Annotated in this window: 19 protein-coding genes and 1 tRNA gene; 17 read left to right on the forward strand and 3 right to left on the reverse strand. The window is 56.9% G+C overall.

Features of this window, described 5'->3' with window-relative positions:
- The first annotated feature begins 10 nt into the window (after positions 1 to 10).
- The 3 genes from K3G63_RS20645 to K3G63_RS20655 all read left to right on the forward strand — a co-directional run bounded on the left by K3G63_RS20645 (position 11) and on the right by K3G63_RS20655 (position 2,221).
- Complete coding sequence (locus K3G63_RS20645; protein WP_220616025.1) at positions 11 to 949, forward strand: GNAT family N-acetyltransferase; 939 nt, start codon at positions 11 to 13, stop codon at positions 947 to 949.
- Positions 925 to 1,650: a uracil phosphoribosyltransferase gene (upp, locus tag K3G63_RS20650; RefSeq protein ID WP_310794615.1), complete on the forward strand. Its 726-nt coding sequence runs from the start codon at positions 925 to 927 to the stop codon at positions 1,648 to 1,650. Before K3G63_RS20645 ends, upp begins: the two co-directional genes overlap by 25 nt.
- Positions 1,651 to 1,762: 112 nt before the next feature.
- Complete coding sequence (locus tag K3G63_RS20655) at positions 1,763 to 2,221, forward strand: hypothetical protein (protein WP_220616026.1); 459 nt, start codon at positions 1,763 to 1,765, stop codon at positions 2,219 to 2,221.
- Positions 2,222 to 2,364: 143 nt separating this feature from the next.
- Here the strand turns inward: K3G63_RS20655 and K3G63_RS20660 are convergent, their stop codons facing one another.
- The gene (locus K3G63_RS20660; RefSeq protein WP_220616027.1) at positions 2,365 to 3,795 is read right to left on the reverse strand and encodes a DEAD/DEAH box helicase; all 1,431 of its coding nucleotides are present in this window, start codon (positions 3,793 to 3,795) and stop codon (positions 2,365 to 2,367) included.
- Positions 3,796 to 4,256: 461 nt separating this feature from the next.
- Between K3G63_RS20660 and K3G63_RS20665 the strand changes: the two genes are divergently transcribed.
- From K3G63_RS20665 to K3G63_RS20680, 4 genes are all read left to right on the forward strand, one after another.
- A tRNA-His gene (locus tag K3G63_RS20665) sits at positions 4,257 to 4,330 on the forward strand.
- Positions 4,331 to 4,487: 157 nt separating this feature from the next.
- Positions 4,488 to 5,420: a PfkB family carbohydrate kinase gene (locus tag K3G63_RS20670; protein ID WP_220616028.1), complete on the forward strand. Its 933-nt coding sequence runs from the start codon at positions 4,488 to 4,490 to the stop codon at positions 5,418 to 5,420.
- Between the two features lie 134 nt (positions 5,421 to 5,554).
- On the forward strand, positions 5,555 to 5,809 hold the full coding sequence (locus K3G63_RS20675; RefSeq protein ID WP_220616029.1) for a hypothetical protein: 255 nt from the start codon (positions 5,555 to 5,557) through the stop codon (positions 5,807 to 5,809).
- A gap of 184 nt (positions 5,810 to 5,993) precedes the next feature.
- Positions 5,994 to 6,263 carry a hypothetical protein gene (locus K3G63_RS20680; protein ID WP_220616030.1) on the forward strand — a complete coding sequence of 90 codons (270 nt, stop codon included), beginning with the start codon at positions 5,994 to 5,996 and terminating at the stop codon, positions 6,261 to 6,263.
- A 72-nt stretch (positions 6,264 to 6,335) separates the two neighbouring features.
- Here K3G63_RS20680 and K3G63_RS20685 read toward each other — a convergent pair whose 3' ends face one another.
- Together K3G63_RS20685 and K3G63_RS20690 are read right to left on the reverse strand one after the other, a co-directional pair.
- Positions 6,336 to 7,142, reverse strand: coding sequence for a hypothetical protein (locus K3G63_RS20685; protein ID WP_220616031.1), 807 nt, complete (start codon positions 7,140 to 7,142; stop codon positions 6,336 to 6,338).
- Positions 7,143 to 7,397: 255 nt separating this feature from the next.
- Complete coding sequence (locus K3G63_RS20690; RefSeq protein ID WP_220616032.1) at positions 7,398 to 9,131, reverse strand: M61 family metallopeptidase; 1,734 nt, start codon at positions 9,129 to 9,131, stop codon at positions 7,398 to 7,400.
- A 236-nt stretch (positions 9,132 to 9,367) separates the two neighbouring features.
- Here K3G63_RS20690 and rpmH point away from each other — a divergent pair, with 236 nt between their 5' ends.
- The 10 genes from rpmH (at position 9,368) to K3G63_RS20735 (ending at position 18,636) form a co-directional block, all read left to right on the forward strand.
- A complete protein-coding gene (gene rpmH, locus K3G63_RS20695) occupies positions 9,368 to 9,526 on the forward strand; it encodes a 50S ribosomal protein L34 (protein ID WP_045689549.1) in 159 nt (52 codons plus the stop codon).
- Between the two features lie 40 nt (positions 9,527 to 9,566).
- Complete coding sequence (locus K3G63_RS20700; RefSeq protein ID WP_220616033.1) at positions 9,567 to 9,992, forward strand: ribonuclease P protein component; 426 nt, start codon at positions 9,567 to 9,569, stop codon at positions 9,990 to 9,992.
- Positions 9,993 to 10,084: 92 nt separating this feature from the next.
- A complete protein-coding gene (locus K3G63_RS20705; protein ID WP_220616034.1) occupies positions 10,085 to 11,794 on the forward strand; it encodes a S41 family peptidase in 1,710 nt (569 codons plus the stop codon).
- Between the two features lie 62 nt (positions 11,795 to 11,856).
- Positions 11,857 to 12,180 carry a DUF6678 family protein gene (locus tag K3G63_RS23195; protein ID WP_409070876.1) on the forward strand — a complete coding sequence of 108 codons (324 nt, stop codon included), beginning with the start codon at positions 11,857 to 11,859 and terminating at the stop codon, positions 12,178 to 12,180.
- Between the two features lie 42 nt (positions 12,181 to 12,222).
- Positions 12,223 to 12,924, forward strand: a complete 702-nt coding sequence (tsaB, locus tag K3G63_RS20710) for a tRNA (adenosine(37)-N6)-threonylcarbamoyltransferase complex dimerization subunit type 1 TsaB (RefSeq protein ID WP_220616035.1) — start codon at positions 12,223 to 12,225, stop codon at positions 12,922 to 12,924.
- 76 nt (positions 12,925 to 13,000) lie between these two features.
- Entirely contained in the window at positions 13,001 to 13,510 is a 510-nt protein-coding gene (locus tag K3G63_RS20715; RefSeq protein ID WP_220616036.1) for a DUF2480 family protein, read from the forward strand.
- A 243-nt stretch (positions 13,511 to 13,753) separates the two neighbouring features.
- Entirely contained in the window at positions 13,754 to 15,091 is a 1,338-nt protein-coding gene (locus K3G63_RS20720) for an APC family permease (RefSeq protein ID WP_220616037.1), read from the forward strand.
- 16 nt (positions 15,092 to 15,107) lie between these two features.
- Entirely contained in the window at positions 15,108 to 15,941 is an 834-nt protein-coding gene (locus K3G63_RS20725; protein ID WP_220616038.1) for an ion transporter, read from the forward strand.
- A 57-nt stretch (positions 15,942 to 15,998) separates the two neighbouring features.
- Complete coding sequence (locus K3G63_RS20730; protein ID WP_220616039.1) at positions 15,999 to 17,207, forward strand: hypothetical protein; 1,209 nt, start codon at positions 15,999 to 16,001, stop codon at positions 17,205 to 17,207.
- Positions 17,208 to 17,457: 250 nt separating this feature from the next.
- Positions 17,458 to 18,636 carry a serine hydrolase gene (locus K3G63_RS20735; RefSeq protein WP_220616040.1) on the forward strand — a complete coding sequence of 393 codons (1,179 nt, stop codon included), beginning with the start codon at positions 17,458 to 17,460 and terminating at the stop codon, positions 18,634 to 18,636.
- The last annotated feature ends 571 nt before the right edge of the window (positions 18,637 to 19,207 follow it).

Raw genomic sequence — 19,207 nt, forward strand, 5'->3', positions numbered from 1 at the left:
CCTTTGCCTCATGCCCACGCGCCTGCTCCGCCACCACGAAATCGACCTGACCGCCTGGGATGCCTGCGTTGATTCGGCCCGGCAGGTGGTCCCCTACGCCTGCTCGTGGTGGCTACAAGCCACGGCGGGCCGCTGGGATGCGCTGGTGGAGCTGGAAGAAGAAACCGGTCGTTACCTGACTGTGTGGCCCCTGCCCGTAAAGTGGCGGCCCTGGGGCCGGGAAGTGCATCAGCCCCCGTTTACGCAACAGCTCGGAGTTCTGGAAACGACAGCTACAACAGAGTTGCTACGGTTGCTGCAGCCCGTCAACCAGTACTCCCGATTCTATACCCAGCTCAACACTGGCAACGCGCTGCCCCATTGCCTTGCCCTAGGCGCTGAGGTGGAGCAGCGCCGTACCTACCAGCTGCCCCTCCACAAGCCCTACTCGCAGGTGCAAGCCGCGTATACCGCCGACTACCGCCGCCGCCTGCGTCTCAATGAATCGGCGGCTACTCCGTTGGGCGTGGTTGAAGCCGTCAGCGCCGAGCCACTGCTCACCTTGTTTCAGCAAACCAAGGGGCCGCAGGCCGGTCTGAAGCAACAGCACTACGCCCGACTGCGGCGGCTGGTGGCAGCCTTGCAGCAGCGCCAACTGCTGGAGTTGCGGGAAGTGCGGCACCCCGAAACCAATACGCTGCTGGCTGGGGCCCTATTTGTACACTATCGTACGCAGCTGATTTATTTGTTTGCCGCGGCCTCCGAGACGGGCAAGAAAGCCGGGGCGCCCCTGCTGTTGCTCGACGATGCCATCCGCCGGCATGCCGGCACGCCCGAGCTGATTCTGGATTTTGAAGGTGGCATGATACCGTCAATTGCCCGTTTTTTCGCCAATTTCGGGGCCGAGCCCGTAGCCTACGCGGCCCTATCGTTCACCCAACGCCCTTGGTATCTGAAATGGATGCGCTGACGCCTACCCCCGCCGACTCTTCCGCTTCGGCGGCTACTTCTTCCGCCCCCGACCTCAGCCGCGTGCACGTGGTCTGCGCCGAACCGTCCATTGCCAACCACTTTCTGGCGGAACTGCGCGATGTGACCGTGCAGCAGGATTCCTTACGCTTCCGCCGCAACCTCCAGCGCCTGGGCGAAATCATTGCCTATAAAATCAGCTCCCAGCTCAGCTATACGAACCAGACCGTGCGCACACCACTGGGCGAATCCAGCGGCAAGCTGCTCCACGATTTTCCGGTGCTGGCTACCGTGTTGCGGGCCGGCCTGCCCTTCCACCAGGGGTTCCTGAATTACTTCGACCAGTCGCCTTCCGCTTTTGCCGCCGCCTACCGCATCGAGGGCACGGCTCAGGTACAGGTGCAGGTTGACTACCTCTCGGCCCCCAGCCTCGACGAGCGGGTGCTGATTCTGGCCGACCCTATGCTGGCTTCCGGCAAGTCGTTGGTGCAAACCTACCGGGCCATGCTGCGCTTCGGCACGCCCCGGCAGGTGCACATTGCTGCCGTTATTGCCAGCCCCCAGGGGGTAGAATACGTGACGCGCGAAGTGCCGGAGGCCACGCTCTGGGTAGCCGCCATCGACCAGGGCCTTAACGACCAGGCCTATATTATTCCTGGCCTTGGCGATGCCGGCGACCTGTCATACGGCAGCAAGCTCTAGCCCCGCTTAGTAACATAACCCTAACGGGGCGGCGGGTAACTTCCCTACCCGAAACCTGTTATCTTCAACACAGCGTTTACGCCTGTTTTCTTCCTTACTGCTCTTTTCCACTGTGCTGCCTGTCCTGCTGAAATACGCCTCCGTTTTTGCCATTGGCATGTTTAAGTTCGTGGCTGCGCCTATTGCCGGGGTAGCCGCGGGCTTGCAGCCGAGCGTCATCTGGGGGTTGTCGGTGGCGGGGATGATGACGACGGTTGTGCTGATTTCGGGGCTGGGCCGGGCCTGGGCCCTGCACCAGCGCCGCAAGCGGGAAGAAAAAGGAAAACCTTTATTTAGCCGCCGTAGCCGCACTATTGTGGGTATTTACCGGCGGTTCGGCATGGTAGGTATTGCCTTCCTCACGCCTATTCTGTTCAGCCCCGTGGGCGGTACCGTTATTGCTACCCAACTGCACGTACCGCGCTGGCGCATCTTGGTGCATATGCTCTGGAGTGCTGCTCTGTGGGGCGTTACCTTCACGCTGCTGGCCGTCAAGTTCAGTCACCTGCCCATCTTCGACCATTATCGGTGAGTCGCGGGCTAAGCACGCAATAAGGAGTAGACGGGTTGTGGTGACAAGCTGTCTGACCGTGAAAACTACTTCAGTATCGTTAAAAAGAGAGGCCTGCTGTACAGCAAGCCTCTCTTTTTAACGATATCAAAATACTTGGCAATCTACTTTTTCCGCCGGTGCTCAGCGCGGCCTTTGGCCGCTTTAGCCGCTTTGGCGGCGGGTGAAGAGGCTTTGCCTTTGGACGGGTTTACTTTTTTGCCCTTCTGGCTGCGGTTTGGACCCGCTACGAACTCCCGGCCGGTGCGCTTATCAATAGTCACACCGGGCTTGATCCACTCTTTGCGCTCGTGGAAAGCACCCTGGAAGGTAGGATCCTCGCGCTTGCGTCGTTCGTCCTTCTCGCGGTCCATGCTTTGCTGCTCATCAAAGCTGGTCTTGGCAACCTCTACCTCGGGCGGAAGGGGTAGTACCGGAATCTGCTGCCGAATCAATTCCTCGATGCGGTGCATGTGGTGCATTTCGGCCTCGTTGGCGAAAGTAATGGCGGCGCCCGTGTGCTGGGCCCGCCCCGTGCGGCCAATGCGGTGCACATAGTCGTCGTACACCAGCGGCACGTCGAAGTTGATGACGTGCGACACCTGAGGCACGTCAATGCCGCGGGCGGCTACGTCGGTTGCCACCAGAAACCGTATGTCGCCGGCTTTAAAGGCTTCCATGGCATTGATGCGCACATTCTGACCCTTATTGCCATGGATGGCTCGCACTTCGCCGTGGGCTTTGCGCTGCAGGAAGCTGGCCACATTCTCAGCGTGCTCTTTGGTACGCGTGAAAATCATGACCCGGTGAAAAGTATCCCAGTCCAGGAATAGGTACTCCAAAAGATTGATCTTGGTAACTAGGTTCGGTACCTCATACAAGCTCTGGCTGACATTCTGGGCCGAGGTAGCAGCGGGTGTTACTTCTACCCGCACCGGAAACTCCAGAAACTCCTCGCTCAGGGTGGTCACCTTTTCCGGCATGGTGGCCGAGAACAGTACGTTCTGGCGCTTGCGCGGAATAACCTCCAAAATGCGCCGAATCTGGGGCATGAAACCCATATCCATCATCTTGTCGGCCTCATCCAGCACCAAGGTCTTTAGCTCCTTCAGCACCAAGTCGCCGCGCAGATAAATCTCCATGAGGCGGCCAGGGGTAGCAATCAGAATATCAACTCCTTTTGCAACGGTTTCAATCTGCGTTTTAGGGCCCAGGCCACCGTAAATAGCAAAAATGCGCAGGTCAGTATAGGTAGCCAACTTTTTTAGGTGGGCCTCCAGCTGCATAGCCAGCTCCCGGGTAGGCGCCAGAACAAGTGCACGCGGATGAATACCTTGAGCATACTTTACCTTCATCAGGAGGGGTAGGCCGAAGGCAGCCGTTTTGCCCGTGCCGGTCTGGGCTATACCGAGCACGTCGTGGCCTGCCAGCAGCAGCGGAATGGTCTGCTCCTGCACGGGAGTAGGCTGCTCAAAGCCGGCCTCCTCCACGGCCATGAGGAGTTGCTTGTTGAGCTTAAAATCGGCAAAGGACAGCGGCTGCGGCGTATCGGACATGGTACTCTAACTTCTGATGAAAGCGTAAAGGTACAGCTTCCGCCCTCCATAATTTTTTCGCTTCCAGCTTGGGCCTGAATTATATCGGGGACTTGCCGACCCATAGGAGGCTTCATTTTCAACGGCTTACTACCGCTAGCAGTTCCTTATTTCAGGTAGAATGCCTCCCTGGGGCGCTGGCAGTAGCCAGTGGTGTGCTTGCCACTGGGCGGTGTTCTTAGAAGCCCAGATGCCATGCTGAATGGGCGTCTGTGGTGTAGTGAGCGGCTGCTAGTCACTTAGCTCTTGGCAGCGGGCGGAGCCAGTCAGGCGGGTATTTTAATGTAGTTGCTGCCGGTTCGGGTTGCGTATTCAGCGCTAGGTAGTTAGATCAATGCGTGGTTGAGCTGGTGAAAAAAGTCGGCTAAACGTTTGCAAATTCGCTGCCGGCCCCTACTTTTGTGGCTCCAATACCCAACACGGTAGGTATAGCTCAGCTGGTTAGAGCGTCGGATTGTGATTCCGAAGGTCGTGGGTTCGAGCCCCATTACTTACCCACCTCAAAAAGGTCTCTCCGCTACGGTAGAGACCTTTTTTATTTGCCCAAATTGCTCATCCAGCCTCTTTTTCCGGCCCAGGCGGAAGGATTTAAGGCCGAGCCGTGTTGCGGAGCAGTAATAGTAGAACATGAACCACTTTTTCTCTTCTAATCTATGAGTCTGGTTGTTATCGGCACGGTGGCCTTCGACGCCCTGGAAACGCCCTTCGGCAAAACCGACAAAATTGTAGGTGGTGCCGCCACTTATATTGGCCTGTCGGCCTCGTACTCCGTGAAACCGGTAAAGGTAGTTGCGGTAGTTGGCGACGATTTTCCCCAGTCGGATATTCTGCTGTTGCAGGAACACGGAGTGGATACCGAAGGCCTACAGATTAAAGAAGGAGAAAAGTCGTTCTTCTGGTCGGGCAAGTACTCGAACGACCTGAACTCGCGCGAGACCCTAGTGACGGAGCTGAACGTGCTGGCTGATTTCGACCCCATCATTCCGGACTCTTACCAGGATTGCAAGTATCTGATGCTGGGCAATCTGACGCCCCAGATTCAGCGCTTGGTAATTCAGCGCCTCGTGAACCGGCCCAAGCTCATCGTAATGGACACGATGAACTTCTGGATGGACGTAGCCCTGGATGAGCTAAAAACCACTATTGAAATGGTGGACGTGCTCAGCATCAACGACGAAGAAGCCCGGCAGCTGTCTGGGGTGCACTCGTTGGTGAAGGCAGCCAAAATCATCATGGCAATGGGCCCGAAGTACCTCATCATCAAGAAGGGAGAGCATGGTGCCCTGCTCTTCCATAAAAACAAAGTGTTCTACGCTCCGGCACTACCCCTGGAGGAAGTATTTGACCCCACCGGGGCCGGCGACACGTTTGCAGGTGGTTTCATTGGGCACCTGGCTGCTACTGACGATATCAGCTTCGACAATATGAAACGCGCCGTTATTCACGGCTCGGCTATGGCTTCGTTCTGCGTGGAGAAGTTTGGTACGGAGCGTCTATTGAACCTGAGCCAAGAGGAAATTGAAGCCCGCGAGCAGCAGTTCGCCGACCTGGTAGCCGTAGTACCGGCTTCGGCTGTAGCGCAGTAAAAGTCTCTAACAAAACAAGAAGCCCTGGCTGCCACGAGCAGCCAGGGCTTTTGCGTGGCCCGAATTTTACCATAACCCCCCAGCTACGGACGAGGTACAAGCTCTATCCATCCACCCGTAACCCCCCTACGGCCATGAGCATGAGCAAAAAAGAAACGGACCTGACCAACGAGCAAACCTCCGTCAATCCGGCAGCCAATACCAAGAAGAAAAGCACGCAGGTGCAGAACCCAAATGTGAGCAACGTATCTACGCACGGCAACACTACGGATGGGAACTCCGCTGGCAACGAGCCCCGCAAGACCACACCCATCCGCAATAATCCGCAGGGCAATCAGCCCATGTCCGTAGATGGCAATCAGCGGGGAACAGGCAAAAAAGCCGATTAGTCTACCTGCCTCCGTTGAGCACGAAGCGGACTTTTACCAAGCTAAACGGTAGTGGAAGATAGAGCTTACAGTTCTGTTTAGCCACGGATTAGCTTGATAAAAGTCTGCTTGTTTTTTACAACCTTAAGGCTGTTGGAGGGGTAAAACAAGAAAGACTGTTCGCTCACCCTTAAGCTCTACTACCATGTCTAAGCATAAAAAAGATTCTCCGATTTCGAATCAAAAAAGCGACTCGGTTATGGGCCCCGACGCCCTGAACCATACGCCTTCGGTTGACCCCGACACGCGCGGTAACGGCACTACGGTACAGAACGATAACCAGAATGGTCTTAACCAGGCCGGCAACCACACCCGGAGCAATGCCCCGGGGGGCGGCGACAGTGAACAGGAGCGGACCACGCAGGCCAACAAGCCCCGCCATAATCCTAACCCAAGCCAGCAAAAGCTGAAATAGATTCTGATAAAAAGTAAAAGGCCTCTCGCAAGCTACTGCGAGGGGCCTTTTGGCATAGCACAGGGTGAGAAGCTAGGGAACTACTTTGAGCCGCACTACGCGCGTGTCAACGTCGCCTTTATCAAAGAAATCCTGCTCGAAGAGAATAGTTTTATTGTCGAGCCAGCGGGGTTGAGTGCACCCCCACTCCGTTTGTCGTTCCCACAGCAGGTGCGGTTTGCCCCCATCCATGGCCCACAGCTGCAAACCGCTGGGCTCAAAACGGGCCAGCACGTCGGAGTTACCGCACACAAAGTGTTGGCCATCAGGTGATACAACAGGCGGGGCCATAAGCTGCGTCCGGTGCCCGGTGCGCTGGTCTACAAGTACATAGTACCCCCCTTCATACAAGTGCACGGAAACCAGCCATTGCTTGATTTCTGGTAAGTTGGCTAGGTACTCGTAAGCTACATTACGTTCGTCTTCCGCCGGATTATTTACCAGGCGTACCTCGGCCGCCGCAGTGGGGCGTAGGCGTAGGGCACGGCCTGTCCGTAGCACCCGGGGGCCAGCGTGCGCTAGCCGGCGCTTTTCCTGGGCTGCAAAATCTAAAAACGATTCTTCTTCTGCCGCCGAAGCCGGCTCACTTACTACCCACTCAGGGCTAGGTAGCCGCTCATATACTGGGCGCGCGGCCGGATAGATGCGCAGCACCCGACCTGGTACCTGCACCAAAGTATCTAGGTGCTCTAATCGGTAGATACGCGGGGGCTTCGGAGCAGGAAGAGGTTGTACAGCTATGCCGGGACGCGGCTTTTCCGCTGGCTGCATGCGCAACGAACAAGCCGGCAAAGCCATGGCCAGCGGCAAAACGGCCGCTACGGTACGAAACCGAGACATGATAGGGGTAGGCTTGATTCGAAATGCGCGACGTCTAGGAGACAGGGAGCGAAAAGAAAAGGGCATGCAGCGGGTTCCGCGAATCAGGGATTCAGCCGGAAATTCAAGATGAAATACGCAGTTGGCGTGCCAAGGGTGCAGCCATAAAACGTACTACGGGTAAGAGGAGCAAAGAACAGCCAGCCGGCAAAGCGGGAGCCAGATGCAGGCGTACCAGCCGCCGTTCCCGTAGGTCTGGGCAGTGAGACTGGCCGGCTAGAAATCCTGTTGCATCCACTGTCGGAAGCTGGCCTGCTGCTCTGGAGTAGGCGAGGCGAGCTTCTCCACCGTAATTTTCTGCCAGAACCGGTGGGCTGCGTCAGCCACTAACGGAACAGTGAGCAGGCGGTTCTGGCGGAAAACAGTTACCTCGTGGCGGTCGGCTCCATCGCTGAGCAGGGTTTGCAGGTTCATGTCCACCCGGCGGCCATTCACGGCCACTACCTCATCGTCCACGGTCAGGCTCAGGGCCGCCGGCGCATCGGGCAGAATATCCGTGACTTCCGTACGCTCGTTCTTGACCGTTGTCCGGAAGCCGTAGATGCCTTCGGAAACTGAGAGGTTCTCATCAATGCGCAGCCGGCAGCCCACAAAGCCCAGCACCCGGTTCAGCGGCTCTTCCAGCGGGGCCGTACCGTAGATGAACTTATCAAAATAGGCCTGCATGTCGCGGCCGGCTACTTCTTTCACGATGCGTAGGTAGTCTTCCTCCGTGTAGCCTACACCAGTCTGGCCGAACTCTTCCCACAGCCGACGCATCACGTCGTCGAGGCTGCGCTTGTGGCCTGACAGTTGCCGCAGGGTAAGGTCCAGCAGCAGGGCTACCAGGGCGCCCTTGTGATACACCGATACTTTGCGGTCGGGCACGCCCGGCTTGTAGCCATCCAGCCACAGGTCCATGCTGGCGTCGGCCACGGAAAGGTGGTAGCGGCCGTAGTCGTCGTAGTGCTTGCGCAGCACCGTATTCAACTCCTGGAAATACTGCTCGGCGGTGCGCACCCCGGCGCGGGCCAGCAGGTATTCGCCGTAGTAAGTGGTAATGCCCTCGGCTATAAAGCAGGTACGGAAGTAATTTTCTCGGGCGTAGTCGTAGGGCTGCATTTCGGCGGGCCGAATGCTTTTGATATTCCAGGCATGGAATAGCTCGTGGCAACTCACGCCCAGCAACTCCTTGTAGAGGCCTTCCGTCATGAGCAACTCGGCCGGACCCAGGGTAATAACGGTGGAGTTTAGGTGCTCTACCCCGTGGTAGTGCTTGTAAGGCAGAACCTGGTTGAGGAAGTGGTAGTCCTGGGCCGGAAACGAGCCAAATACCGTCAGCTGCTCTTGGCTGAAGCGGCGGAAGTCCTCTACCAGCCGCGCCCAGTCCACGGGACACTCGCCCTGAATCCAGATGTAGAAGGGCAACCCGTTTACCTCGTAGTTGCGGTACTGCAGGGTAGGGCTGGCAATCAGGGGCGAGTCGGCGAGGTGGTCGAAGCTCTGAGCTTGCAGGGTATTCGGTCCGCTTTGGGGCAGGCCACAGGCAATCTGCCAGCCCTCGGGCAACTCCAGCAGCAGCTGGCAGGGCTCCTGCTGGCGGCCTTCCACGTACATAAAGCCCTGCACGGGGTTCAGGTAAAGCTGGGTTTCATCGAGCCAGGAGCCGCCAGCATCCATCTGGTGAGCGTAGAAGTTGTAGCGCACCCGCACGGTGCGGCCAGCCGCGCCGGTTACCTGCCACCGGTCCTTGGTAATCTTGCGGGAGGAAAGAAGCTCTCCGCTGGCCGCATCCTCTAGTACCACGTGCTGGAGCTTCTGGGCGAAATTCTGCAGCTCGTAGCGGCCGGGCCGCCAGGCCGGAAGCTGCAACTCCACTGGGCCGGTGGCGTCCGGGGCCACGGCAAAGGTCATTTGAATTTGGACGTAGAAGGTAAGCGGGTTCTCGAACGAGACGTGGTAGTGAATCATGGAAGCGCGGGCGGCGGCAAAGGCCGGTACATCTTGGACGTAAAGCTACGAATTTGCGGGGCCGTACGCCCGGGTTTTCATACGACCGTCACGGGAAAATAACCACCGGATTGTGACGGAGTTTTCACCGAAATCCAGATAAAGCGCCGGGAAAAAGCCGCGGGAGGCATTGCCTTTTCCAACTCAACCTGTTACCTTTGCCGGCCTTACCTGTCACTGAGTCACTTAACCATACCATGAAACGTACTTTTCAGCCCTCGCAGCGCAAGCGCCGCAACAAGCACGGTTTCCGCTCGCGCATGGAAACCGCTAACGGCCGCAGCGTAATCGCTCGTCGTCGTGCCAAAGGCCGCAAGCGCCTGACCGTATCCGACGAAGGTCGTCATAAGCGCTAAGCCGCTGCCGGCTTCTGTGCAGCTGCCGCTCTCTGGGCCAATGAACCCTGCCTCGGGCGTGCGCTCCTACTCGTTTCCAAAAGAAGAACATCTGTGCCGCAAAAAGCTCATTGACGAGCTTTTCGGCCGGGGTTCTTCTTTTGGTTTATACCCCCTGCGGCTGGTGTGGCTCCCTACGGGTGCTTCAACTACCGCGCCGCCGCAAGTGCTGGTGAGCGTGAGTAAGCGCAATTTCAAGCGTGCCGTTGACCGCAACTACCTCAAGCGCGTCCTGCGCGAAGCTTACCGGCTAAATAAGTACCGGCTGGTAGAAGCAGAAGGCGGCCACCACCTCGGGTACTTGGCTATTATCTACACGGGCAAGGAAAAAAAGCCTTTCACGCTGGTTGAAAAAAAATTAATTTCAGGGCTAGAGCGTTTGCTCACTGAAGCCGGTGCCACTCCCCCGCGAGCCGCCGGTTCTTAGTATACATAGCCTGCCGCCCGGCTGCTCATCCGCCCAGGAAGGCCGGTAACGAGGTGCACTGTAGGGTCGTATAGTTGTTTTCAGCCCCGTTTATGCGTAAAAAATCCTTGGCCGCTGCTGCTTTGCTTGGTGGTGCCGCCCTGCTCGTATCCTTCCGCTCGGCCTCCGATAATGAGCGGTATTTCGAAATTGCCAAAAACCTCGACATTTTCGCTACCCTGTTCAAGGAAGTGAATACGTATTACGTGGACGAGGTGCCACCCGCCAAACTGGTGAAAACGGGCATTGACGCAATGCTTAAGTCGCTGGACCCGTACACCAACTATATCCCGGAAGACGACATTGAGGACTTTCGCACCATGACCACCGGCCAGTACGGCGGCATTGGGGCAGTGGTCATTAAGCGCAGCGGCCGTACGGTGGTGCAGTCCGCCTACGAAGGCTACCCGGCCCAAAAGGCGGGCCTGCTTCCCGGCGACGAAATCCTGAGCATTAACGGCGTAAACGTCGATAAAAAGAGCAACTCTGATATCAGTAAGCTGCTCAAGGGCCAGGCTAACTCTCAGGTGAAGCTGATGGTAACGCGCTACGGCCAGGAGGCGCCGGTGGAAATCAACATCACCCGCGACAAGATTCAGGTCGACAATGTACCCTACTACGGCATGCTTACGCCGGAAATCGGCTATTTTCAGCTAACGGGCTTCACCGTGGACGCCAGTAAGGAAGTGCGGCTAGCTGTGGCTAAACTCAAGGAGCAGGGAGCCAAAAAGCTGGTGTTCGACATCCGCGACAACCCGGGCGGCTTGCTCAATGAGGCTGTGAACATCTCCAACCTGTTCGTGGACAAGGGCAAGGACATCGTCAGCACCAAAGGCAAGGTGTCGGACTGGAATAAAACCTACAAAGCCCTGGATGCTCCGCTCGACACGCAGATTCCGGTGGTAGTCATTACCAGCAACCGCTCGGCTTCGGCCTCGGAAATTGTATCGGGGGTGCTGCAGGACTACGACCGAGCCGTGCTGGTGGGGGAGCGGACCTTCGGTAAGGGGCTGGTGCAGGCTACCCGCCCGTTGAGCTACAACTCCCAGCTGAAGGTTACCACCGCCAAGTACTACATCCCCAGTGGCCGGTGCATTCAGGAAATCGACTACACCCACCGCGCCGACGACGGGACGCTGGGCAAAGTGCCCGACTCGTTGCGCACGGCGTTTAAAACGCTGGCCGGCCGCACCGTGTACGATGGGGGAGGGGTAGCGCCCGACGTGGAAGTGCAGGACCGCGAAATTGCCGACATCACCCGCGTGCTGCTCCAGAAAAGCTACCTGTTTGACTACGCCACCCGCTACCGGGCTGAGCACGCCAGCATTGCGCCGGCGCGGCAGTTCAAGCTCTCGGATGCCGACTACCAGAAGTTCGTGGACTACCTCAAGGGCAAGGATATCAACTACAGCACCGACGCCGAAAAAGCCCTGGCCGACCTCACCAAGAAGGTGAAAGAGGAAAAGCACTACGACGACGTGAAAGCAGAATTGGAAGGCATGCGCAAGAAAGTCACGACCAACAAGGCCAATGACCTGATGCGCTTCAAGCCCGAAATCCGGGAGTTGCTGGAGCAGGAAATTGTCTCGCGCTACTACTTCCAGAAGGGCAGCGTAGAAGCCAGCTTCGACGACGACCCCAATATTCTGATGGCCCTGAATGTACTCAACGACCAGCCCCGCTACGCGGCCCTGCTCAAGCCCGGCACCGTGGAAGCCAAAACCCGCCCCGAAGCCAAGCGCAGTACGGCCGGCGGTAAGTAGATAACCCAAAATTGCGAATTAAGGAAAGCAGCCTCATCTTGGGGCTGCTTTTTCTGTTTCCAGTGAGTCCCCAAGATCTTATCAGTAAGTTAAATTCAGAGTATAGCGTAGCCGTTCGAGCAAAGCTCTCAGCAGAAGATGCTGTTACGGCTTGGTCTACCTGGATGATAGCACCCGTTGAGGGCTATGTAGAAGGACAACACTTCGGTCCGTGTCCTACGCGGGAAGTGGAATGGTTGGAAGTGAATCCCTTTGTGGTGGAACCTGTAGGACGATTGGTTAGGCCACGGATGCATAATTATGAGCAGCAGATACGTGAGGCTCTAGAAGCTGAGAGTATTCTATTCGAAGCACTGGAGTTGGTGTTTCGGGTGTACTTGCGCTAGCGGCTTGGAATAACAGCCGAAACCAAATGGTACCTTTGCGCTATGCCTACCTTGCTACTGTCCCTGGAAACCTCCTCGCCGGTTTGTTCCGTTGCCCTGCACCGTCTAAACGACGGCGAACTGGTGGGGCAGTCGGAGCTGCGGCTGGAAAAGTCGCACTCTTCCCACCTGAGCATACTAATCCACCAGTTGCTAGAAAATACGCTGCATACTTTGCAGGATGTGGCAGGGGTAGCCGTGTCGGATGGGCCTGGCTCCTACACGGGGCTGCGGATTGGCACTGCCGCCGCTAAAGGACTGTGCTACGCCCTGGATGTTCCGCTGCTGGCCGTGAGTACCTTGCGCAGCCTAGCCTACCAAGTAGCAAGCCGCACACCCCGGCCGGAGCAGTACCTGTATTGCCCTATGCTGGATGCCCGCCGCATGGAAGTGTACGCGGCCATGTACCGCTCCGATATTACCGAAGTGCTGGCGCCTACCCCCCTGATTCTGGAAGAGTCCACACTGGCCGAACATTTATCCCACCACTCCTTGTTATTCTTTGGTGGCGGGGCCAGAAAGTTTCAGCCACTGGTAGCCAGCAACGCACGGGCTGAGTTTCTGCCGGGTATTGAGCCTTCGGCAGTGGCAGTTGGGGCGTTGGGAGTTGCTGCCTACCATCAACAGGAATTTCAGAGTGTAGCTTACTATGAGCCTTTTTACTTGAAGGAAGTACATACCACCACGCCCAAAAACAAGGCATGATGGTCGCCTTGCTCGGGGGCCGACAGCTAGCAAGTAACAGCATTTGTAAAACGGCTACCCTGCGGTAGCATGCAGTATGGAAGAATTCATCAACCGCGTGGCGCAAAGCGCCCTGACTACCCTCAACCTCGAAGAATTTATTCATCCGGGGGAGCGGGTAGTGTATGATATCAAGGACAACCTGTTCCACGGCCTGATGCTGCGCGAAAAGGATTTCCGGGAATTCATCAAAACCCACGACTGGAGCCAGTACGACGGCAAGAACGTGGCCATCATCTGCTCCACCGATGCCATCGTGCCGACTTGGGCCTACATGCTGCTGGCATCTAAGCTGCAGAACCACGCCCACCGCTACGTATTCGGTAACCTGGATGCCCTGGAGCAGGAGCTGTTTCACGAAGCCATTGCCGCCATCAGCCCCGAGCAGTATCAGGATGCCAAGCTGGTCATCAAAGGATGCGGCGACAAGCCGGTGCCAACTTACGCTTACGTGGCCATTATGCAGAAGCTGCTACCCGTAGCCAGCAGCATTATGTATGGCGAGCCCTGCAGTACCGTCCCGCTCTATAAGCGCCCGAAAGCATAAGTATCCTGATCTTATAAGCAAGGAAACGCCCGGAAACACCTCTTCCTGGGCGTTTTCTTGCTTGTTGGGAGGTAGTATAAAGCCTTGTGGATAAGGCAAAATGAGCCGGCCCGGGCCACGCGGCGCCCGGCAGCGGGCAAGTGCGAGCGACGCAGGTAGCCATAAGCGCGGCAGCTTCCGGAAGGACCGGTATCCTAGGAGCCCCGGCAGAATGTGCATCTTTAGTTCTCCAATCTTCTGCGCATGACTCAAGCAACCCCGGCTCCTATCTATAAAATAAGTCTGCTGACGGGCATTGCCATTGTGGTGGCGAACATGGTGGGTACCGGCGTGTTTACCAGCTTAGGATTTCAGGTAGTGGACATTCAAGGTGGCTTTGCCCTGCTCATGCTCTGGGTAGTGGGCGGGGTAATTGCCTTGTGCGGGGCCCTGAGCTACGGTGAGCTAGCCGCCGCCATGCCCCGCTCCGGCGGCGAGTATCACTACCTCTCCCGCATCTATCATCCCGCGGTTGGGTTTTTGTCGGGCTGGGTATCGGCTACGGTCGGCTTTGCTGCTCCTACTGCGCTGGCTGCCATGGCCCTGGGCCGCTACGCCCAGAGCGTCTGGCCGGGCCTGTCGCCGCTTTGGCTGTCGGTGGGGGTAGTGCTGGGGCTGGCGGTAGTGCATAGCACGAGCCGGCGGGCGGGCAGCCGGCTCCAGCTGCTGGTTACCAGCGTAAAAGTGTTGGTGCTGGCTGGCCTAATTGGAGTCGGGCTGCTAGTAGCTACCCCGCAGCCTATTTCCTTCGTGCCTCATGTTGTGGCCGATTGGCAGCAATTAGTGAGTCCGGCCTTTGCTGTGTCGTTGGTGTATGTGTCGTACGCATATTCGGGCTGGAACGCGGCCGTGTACCTGACTGGCGAGGTGGCGGAGCCCCAACGCAATCTGCCGCGCATTCTGGTGCTGGGCACTGGTCTGGTGCTGCTGGTATACGTAGGTCTGAACTTTGTTTTCCTGTACTCTACGCCCCTAGCTAAAATCAGTGGCCAACTGGAAGTGGGCTTCGTGGTAGCTACCGCGCTGTTCGGCCCCGTGGCCGGCCGGGTAATGGGCGGCGCTATTGCCGTACTGCTCGTGTCCACGGTTAGCTCCATGCTGTTCGCGGGCCCGCGCATTGTGCAGGTAATGGGCGAAGACCTACCCGTTCTGCGGCCCTTGGCGCAGCTAAGTCCAGCGGGCATACCGGTGCGGGCAACGATGTTTCAGACGGCTCTCACCCTACTGTTTGTCTTCACTGGCACCTTCGAGCAGATATTGCTTTACGCTGGGTTTGTGCTGAGCCTATTCACTTTCCTGACCGTGCTGGGTCTCTTTGTGCTGCGCTTCCGCCAGCCGGAACTGCCGCGACCGTACCGGACCTGGGGCTATCCGCTCACCCCCCTGCTATTTCTGCTGCTCAATGGCTGGACGCTCCGCTTCATTGCCCAGAGTAAGCCCCATGAAACCCTTTACGGCCTCGCTACCCTGGCTATCGGCTTGCTTCTGTACTTGGCCGGGCAACGGCTGTTCCGTCAACCTTCCCCCGCATCCCGGTCGTAGTGCAAGTTCTCCGTGTATGGAAGCTCCCCGTTCACAACCTGGCTGGAAACAAAAGGCCTACAGCATCATCTTCGAATCGGACACCCCCGCGGGCCGCGCATTCGACATTGCCTTGCTCTGGGCTATTTTGCTGAGTGTGCTGGCCGTCATGCTGGAAAGTGTCCGCAGCATCAACGCCCAGTATGGCACGTATCTGCGGGCCATAGAATGGCTGTTTACTGCGCTGTTTATGGTGGAGTATATAGCCCGGTTAGTGGTAGTGCGGCGTCCGCTCACCTACGCCCTAAGCTTGCTGGGCATCATCGATTTTCTCGCTATTGCGCCTACACTAGTCAGCTTGGTCGTAGCCGGCAGCCAGTACCTACTGGTAATCCGGACGCTGCGGCTGCTGCGCGTGTTTCGCATTTTTAAGCTGGGCCGGTTTGTGGGCGAAGGCGAGTTCATTGTGCGGGCCCTGAAGGCCAGCCGCTTCAAAATTCTGGTGTTCCTGACGGCTGTGCTCACGCTGGTCGTGGTTATCGGCACCCTGATGTACGTAGTAGAAGGTGGGCAAAACGGCTTTACCAGCATACCCAAAAGCATCTACTGGGCTATTGTCACGCTTACCACGGTCGGCTACGGCGACATCTCACCCGTGACGGTGCTGGGCCAGAGCTTAGCGTCGGTGTTGATGATTCTGGGCTACGCCATCATTGCCGTGCCCACAGGAATCGTTTCGGCCCAGATGGCCACGCCCGCTACCCCCGCTACCCCTGCCCCGACTTACAAGCAGGTTATCTGCCACGTGTGTCAAGCGACGGAGCACCGGCCCGAAGCGGAGTTTTGCTGGCGCTGCGGCGAGAAACTATAGGGAAGGGGAGGCTCCGCCGTACATTTTTTACTTTCGCCTCTCCCAATCCGTTTTCGTATGCGTTTTCTTTCCGTTCGGCAGCTGCTGCCCGCTATGGCAGTACTGCTAGCCGCGTGTTCCGAGCAGAACTCCAAGCGTCCGGAGCAAGCCGCCGCCCCAACGCCGGCTGATACTATTGGTCGGCCGCCGGTGCCGGCTGCCCCCGTCGCCCCCGATACCACCGCCCTGCATAACGCCGCCGCGTACCTGGCTGGGTTGCCCGTGAGCCGGACGAGCGAGTTGCGGCCTCTGACAGCGCAGCCCGCCTGGCAGGCCTACGCCACCGACGCCAACAAGAGCTGGACCACCTACCACGCCACGCGCACCGCTAAAATAGAGGACTGGGCCCGTACGGAGCTGGACTCGGTCCGCTCAGCCAGCCCCACTGTTTTCTACCCCTTCAGCGGCCCCGACTTTCTTAACGTAACTACCATGTTTCCCACCAGCCAAACCTACGTGCTGATGGGCCTGGAGCCGGTGGGTAGCCTGCCCCAGCAGGCTACCCTGGAAAATCCGAAGCTATTCCCAGCCCTAAAAGCTTCTCTGTGGTCGGTGCTCAACTTTAGTTTCTTCCGTACCAACGATATGGCGGTAGACCTCAAGTCGGTGGAGCTGGATGGGGCCCTGCCGCTACTGCTTTTATTTGCTGCGCGCACTAACCACCAAGTAGAGGCTGTTCGTTACCTGCAGCTTACTCCCGAGGGAGAAGTTACAGACGCTGATACTGCCGTTATTCGTCGCCCCGGGCCAAAGGTAGTCCCGGGGGTTGAGCTTAAGCTGCGTACCCCCACCGGCCAACAAAAGACCGTGCTGTACTTTTCCGCTGACCTCAGCGACTGGAAGCTGGGTACTACCAAGGAAGCTGCCCTGAAGTATGTTCGCAGCCTAGGCCCGCTGAGCACCTATGTCAAGTCGGCCACCTACCTGATGCATAAAAGCTACTTCAGCAAGGTGCGCAACCTAATCCTGGAGCAGAGCGCCTATGTCCTGCAGGATGACTCGGGCATTGCCATGAAGTATTTTCAGCCCGCCACTTGGCACTTCACCTACTACGGCACCTACAAGCGGCCAATCAACCTCTTCGCCAAGCATTATCAGCCCGCCCTGACGGCCGCCTATTCTGACTCTACCCGCCCGCCGCGCCCTTTGCCCTTCGGCACCGGGTATAATTGGCGCCAGAACGACTCCAACTTGCTGCTTGCCCGCCGAACGGCAGCTGTGCCGTAAGCGGGAACCGATTCTATGCTAACACCAAGAGCTGCTTTAGTCCAAAGCAGCTCTTGGTGTTACTAGGAGTAGAGGCCGTGTAGCGCCGCTAGAAAAGGTACAAGCGCTTTTTAGTATGTTGCCAGAGATGATGCGCACTTCATTGCTCTTGCTCGTTCCCACACTGCTAAGCTTGTTCTCGGATACAACCGAGCTGCCGGCTGCCAACGAGCGTTCCAGTAAGGAAAGTTCTGGCCCTTCAACTAGCCGTTTGCTCGATAGTTTACTGCGCACCTCGCCCCGCTTGGCTCCTGTTGTGGCACGTGCTGCCGACTATGAGTTACAAATTATCTACACCCAAATCAACCGCGACGCCCAACAGCGGCCCCACTTCGTCCAGCACAATTTCCGGCTCGATGCTCGTCAGTATTTCAACCCCGCAAGTCTAGTCAAGCTGCCAGTAGCTGTCTTGGCCCTAGAAAAGCTCAACAAGCTAGACCAACCCTGCTTAACCCGTCGCTCCCCAATGGCCACCGGGGCTGCTTTCCGCTGCCAAACGGCAGTGCCCTACGTGGCTTCCCCCGATTCTGACCGCATCAATACGGTCGGCAACTACATCAAGCGCATGTTGCTGGTCAGCGACAATCAGGCGTATAACCGTCTCTACGAGTTTCTGGGGCAGCGTCCCCTCAACGAGCGGCTAGCAGAGCTTGGGTATCCCAGTGCCCGCATCGTCCGGCGTTTCGCCCCCTGCGATACCGGCGCTAACCGCTACACTAATCCCATTACGTTTTATAACCCCGCTACCAAACAAATCTGCTACCAGCAGCCTGCCGCTGTCAACCCAATCCCCTTTTCCTACCCCTTAGGCCAAGTTAGAAAGGGCCGTGCCTACCAAAGCGGAGGGCACCTAGTGCAACGCCCCTACGATTTTACGACGGCTAACTATCTGCCCTTGCAGCATAGTACCGACATTCTAAAAGCCCTTCTCTTCCCTGCCGCTGTTCCTGTCCAGCAGCGCTTCAATCTTACTGCCAACGACTATGCCTTTCTCCGCTACTACCTGCATCATACCCCGCACAGCTCAAGTTTCTCTGCCTTTGCCTCTGCCAAATACTTCGACGCGTACAAGAAGTATCTGTACTACGGCCGCCGCAAAAGTCCTGAACGTTCTACCCTGCGTATTTACAACGTAGTAGGTATGTCGCACGGCTACCTTTCCGACGTAGCCTACTTCTCTGACGCAGCCCACCACACCGAGTTTTTGCTTAGTGCCGTGCTCTACGTCAACCAAGATGGCATTATTAACGACGGGGTCTACGAATACGAAACTATTGGCTTACCATTCCTTGAATCGCTGGGGCAGCTAATAAGTGAATACGAAGCCCAGCGTCCCCATACGGTTGCGCCTACCCTAACCGACTTCCTCATCCCTGAAAACATAAAGTAAGAAGAAGCTCTTTGCCGGCTAGGTGTAGCCGGCCTCAAACGAAAAACTGAAAGTGGGTTTGGAAACTCTAAATAAATACCTCACCTTTGCACTCCCAATCCGAATCGTGGGTGGGACAATGCCTTTTGTTGTTGCAGAGTTGTCTTACTACAATAAAAGAGCAGGCGAGTGCTTGCAAAGCTAAACAAGTTGTTTTATCTTTGCAGCCCGTTCTAAATTAAAGAGTTGGGTTCTGCAGGTTAAATTATTTTTTTCTTGCACTTGCTCTTTTAAAATACAGCTCTTACTTTTGTAACCCGCTTTTGTCTAAAAGGCTGTGAAATCAAAAGTTGCCTTTCTCTGTAGAGGGGTCAAGATATAGTGCAACGGCATTGTATAGTCGTTCTTTGAATGATTGGAAAAGACAAATAGGTAAGGCAGCGCGGGCGAGAGCTCGGGCTGCGTATAAGCAGTGTTCCCGGGCATGACTCGGGCATACACTACAGAGTCGGATCAGCACTTGACATCGGCCCTACTGCGGTAGGTGCTACGTAATTTATACAATGGAGAGTTTGATCCTGGCTCAGGATGA

Source organism: Hymenobacter sp. HSC-4F20 (genome assembly GCF_019599275.1).
GTDB lineage: Bacteria > Bacteroidota > Bacteroidia > Cytophagales > Hymenobacteraceae > Hymenobacter.

Excerpts from the sequence above, each read along its gene's own strand:
- K3G63_RS20645 (WP_220616025.1), top strand. The coding sequence starts at position 11 with ATGCCCACGCGCCTGCTCCGCCACCACGAAATCGACCTGACCGCCTGG.
- K3G63_RS20660 (WP_220616027.1), bottom strand. The coding sequence starts at position 3,795 with ATGTCCGATACGCCGCAGCCGCTGTCCTTTGCCGATTTTAAGCTCAAC.
- K3G63_RS20670 (WP_220616028.1), top strand. The coding sequence starts at position 4,488 with ATGAGTCTGGTTGTTATCGGCACGGTGGCCTTCGACGCCCTGGAAACG.
- K3G63_RS20675 (WP_220616029.1), top strand. The coding sequence starts at position 5,555 with ATGAGCATGAGCAAAAAAGAAACGGACCTGACCAACGAGCAAACCTCC.
- K3G63_RS20680 (WP_220616030.1), top strand. The coding sequence starts at position 5,994 with ATGTCTAAGCATAAAAAAGATTCTCCGATTTCGAATCAAAAAAGCGAC.
- K3G63_RS20685 (WP_220616031.1), bottom strand. The coding sequence starts at position 7,142 with ATGTCTCGGTTTCGTACCGTAGCGGCCGTTTTGCCGCTGGCCATGGCT.
- K3G63_RS20690 (WP_220616032.1), bottom strand. The coding sequence starts at position 9,131 with ATGATTCACTACCACGTCTCGTTCGAGAACCCGCTTACCTTCTACGTC.
- rpmH (WP_045689549.1), top strand. The coding sequence starts at position 9,368 with ATGAAACGTACTTTTCAGCCCTCGCAGCGCAAGCGCCGCAACAAGCAC.
- K3G63_RS20700 (WP_220616033.1), top strand. The coding sequence starts at position 9,567 with ATGAACCCTGCCTCGGGCGTGCGCTCCTACTCGTTTCCAAAAGAAGAA.
- K3G63_RS20705 (WP_220616034.1), top strand. The coding sequence starts at position 10,085 with ATGCGTAAAAAATCCTTGGCCGCTGCTGCTTTGCTTGGTGGTGCCGCC.
- tsaB (WP_220616035.1), top strand. The coding sequence starts at position 12,223 with ATGCCTACCTTGCTACTGTCCCTGGAAACCTCCTCGCCGGTTTGTTCC.
- K3G63_RS20715 (WP_220616036.1), top strand. The coding sequence starts at position 13,001 with ATGGAAGAATTCATCAACCGCGTGGCGCAAAGCGCCCTGACTACCCTC.
- K3G63_RS20720 (WP_220616037.1), top strand. The coding sequence starts at position 13,754 with ATGACTCAAGCAACCCCGGCTCCTATCTATAAAATAAGTCTGCTGACG.
- K3G63_RS20725 (WP_220616038.1), top strand. The coding sequence starts at position 15,108 with ATGGAAGCTCCCCGTTCACAACCTGGCTGGAAACAAAAGGCCTACAGC.
- K3G63_RS20730 (WP_220616039.1), top strand. The coding sequence starts at position 15,999 with ATGCGTTTTCTTTCCGTTCGGCAGCTGCTGCCCGCTATGGCAGTACTG.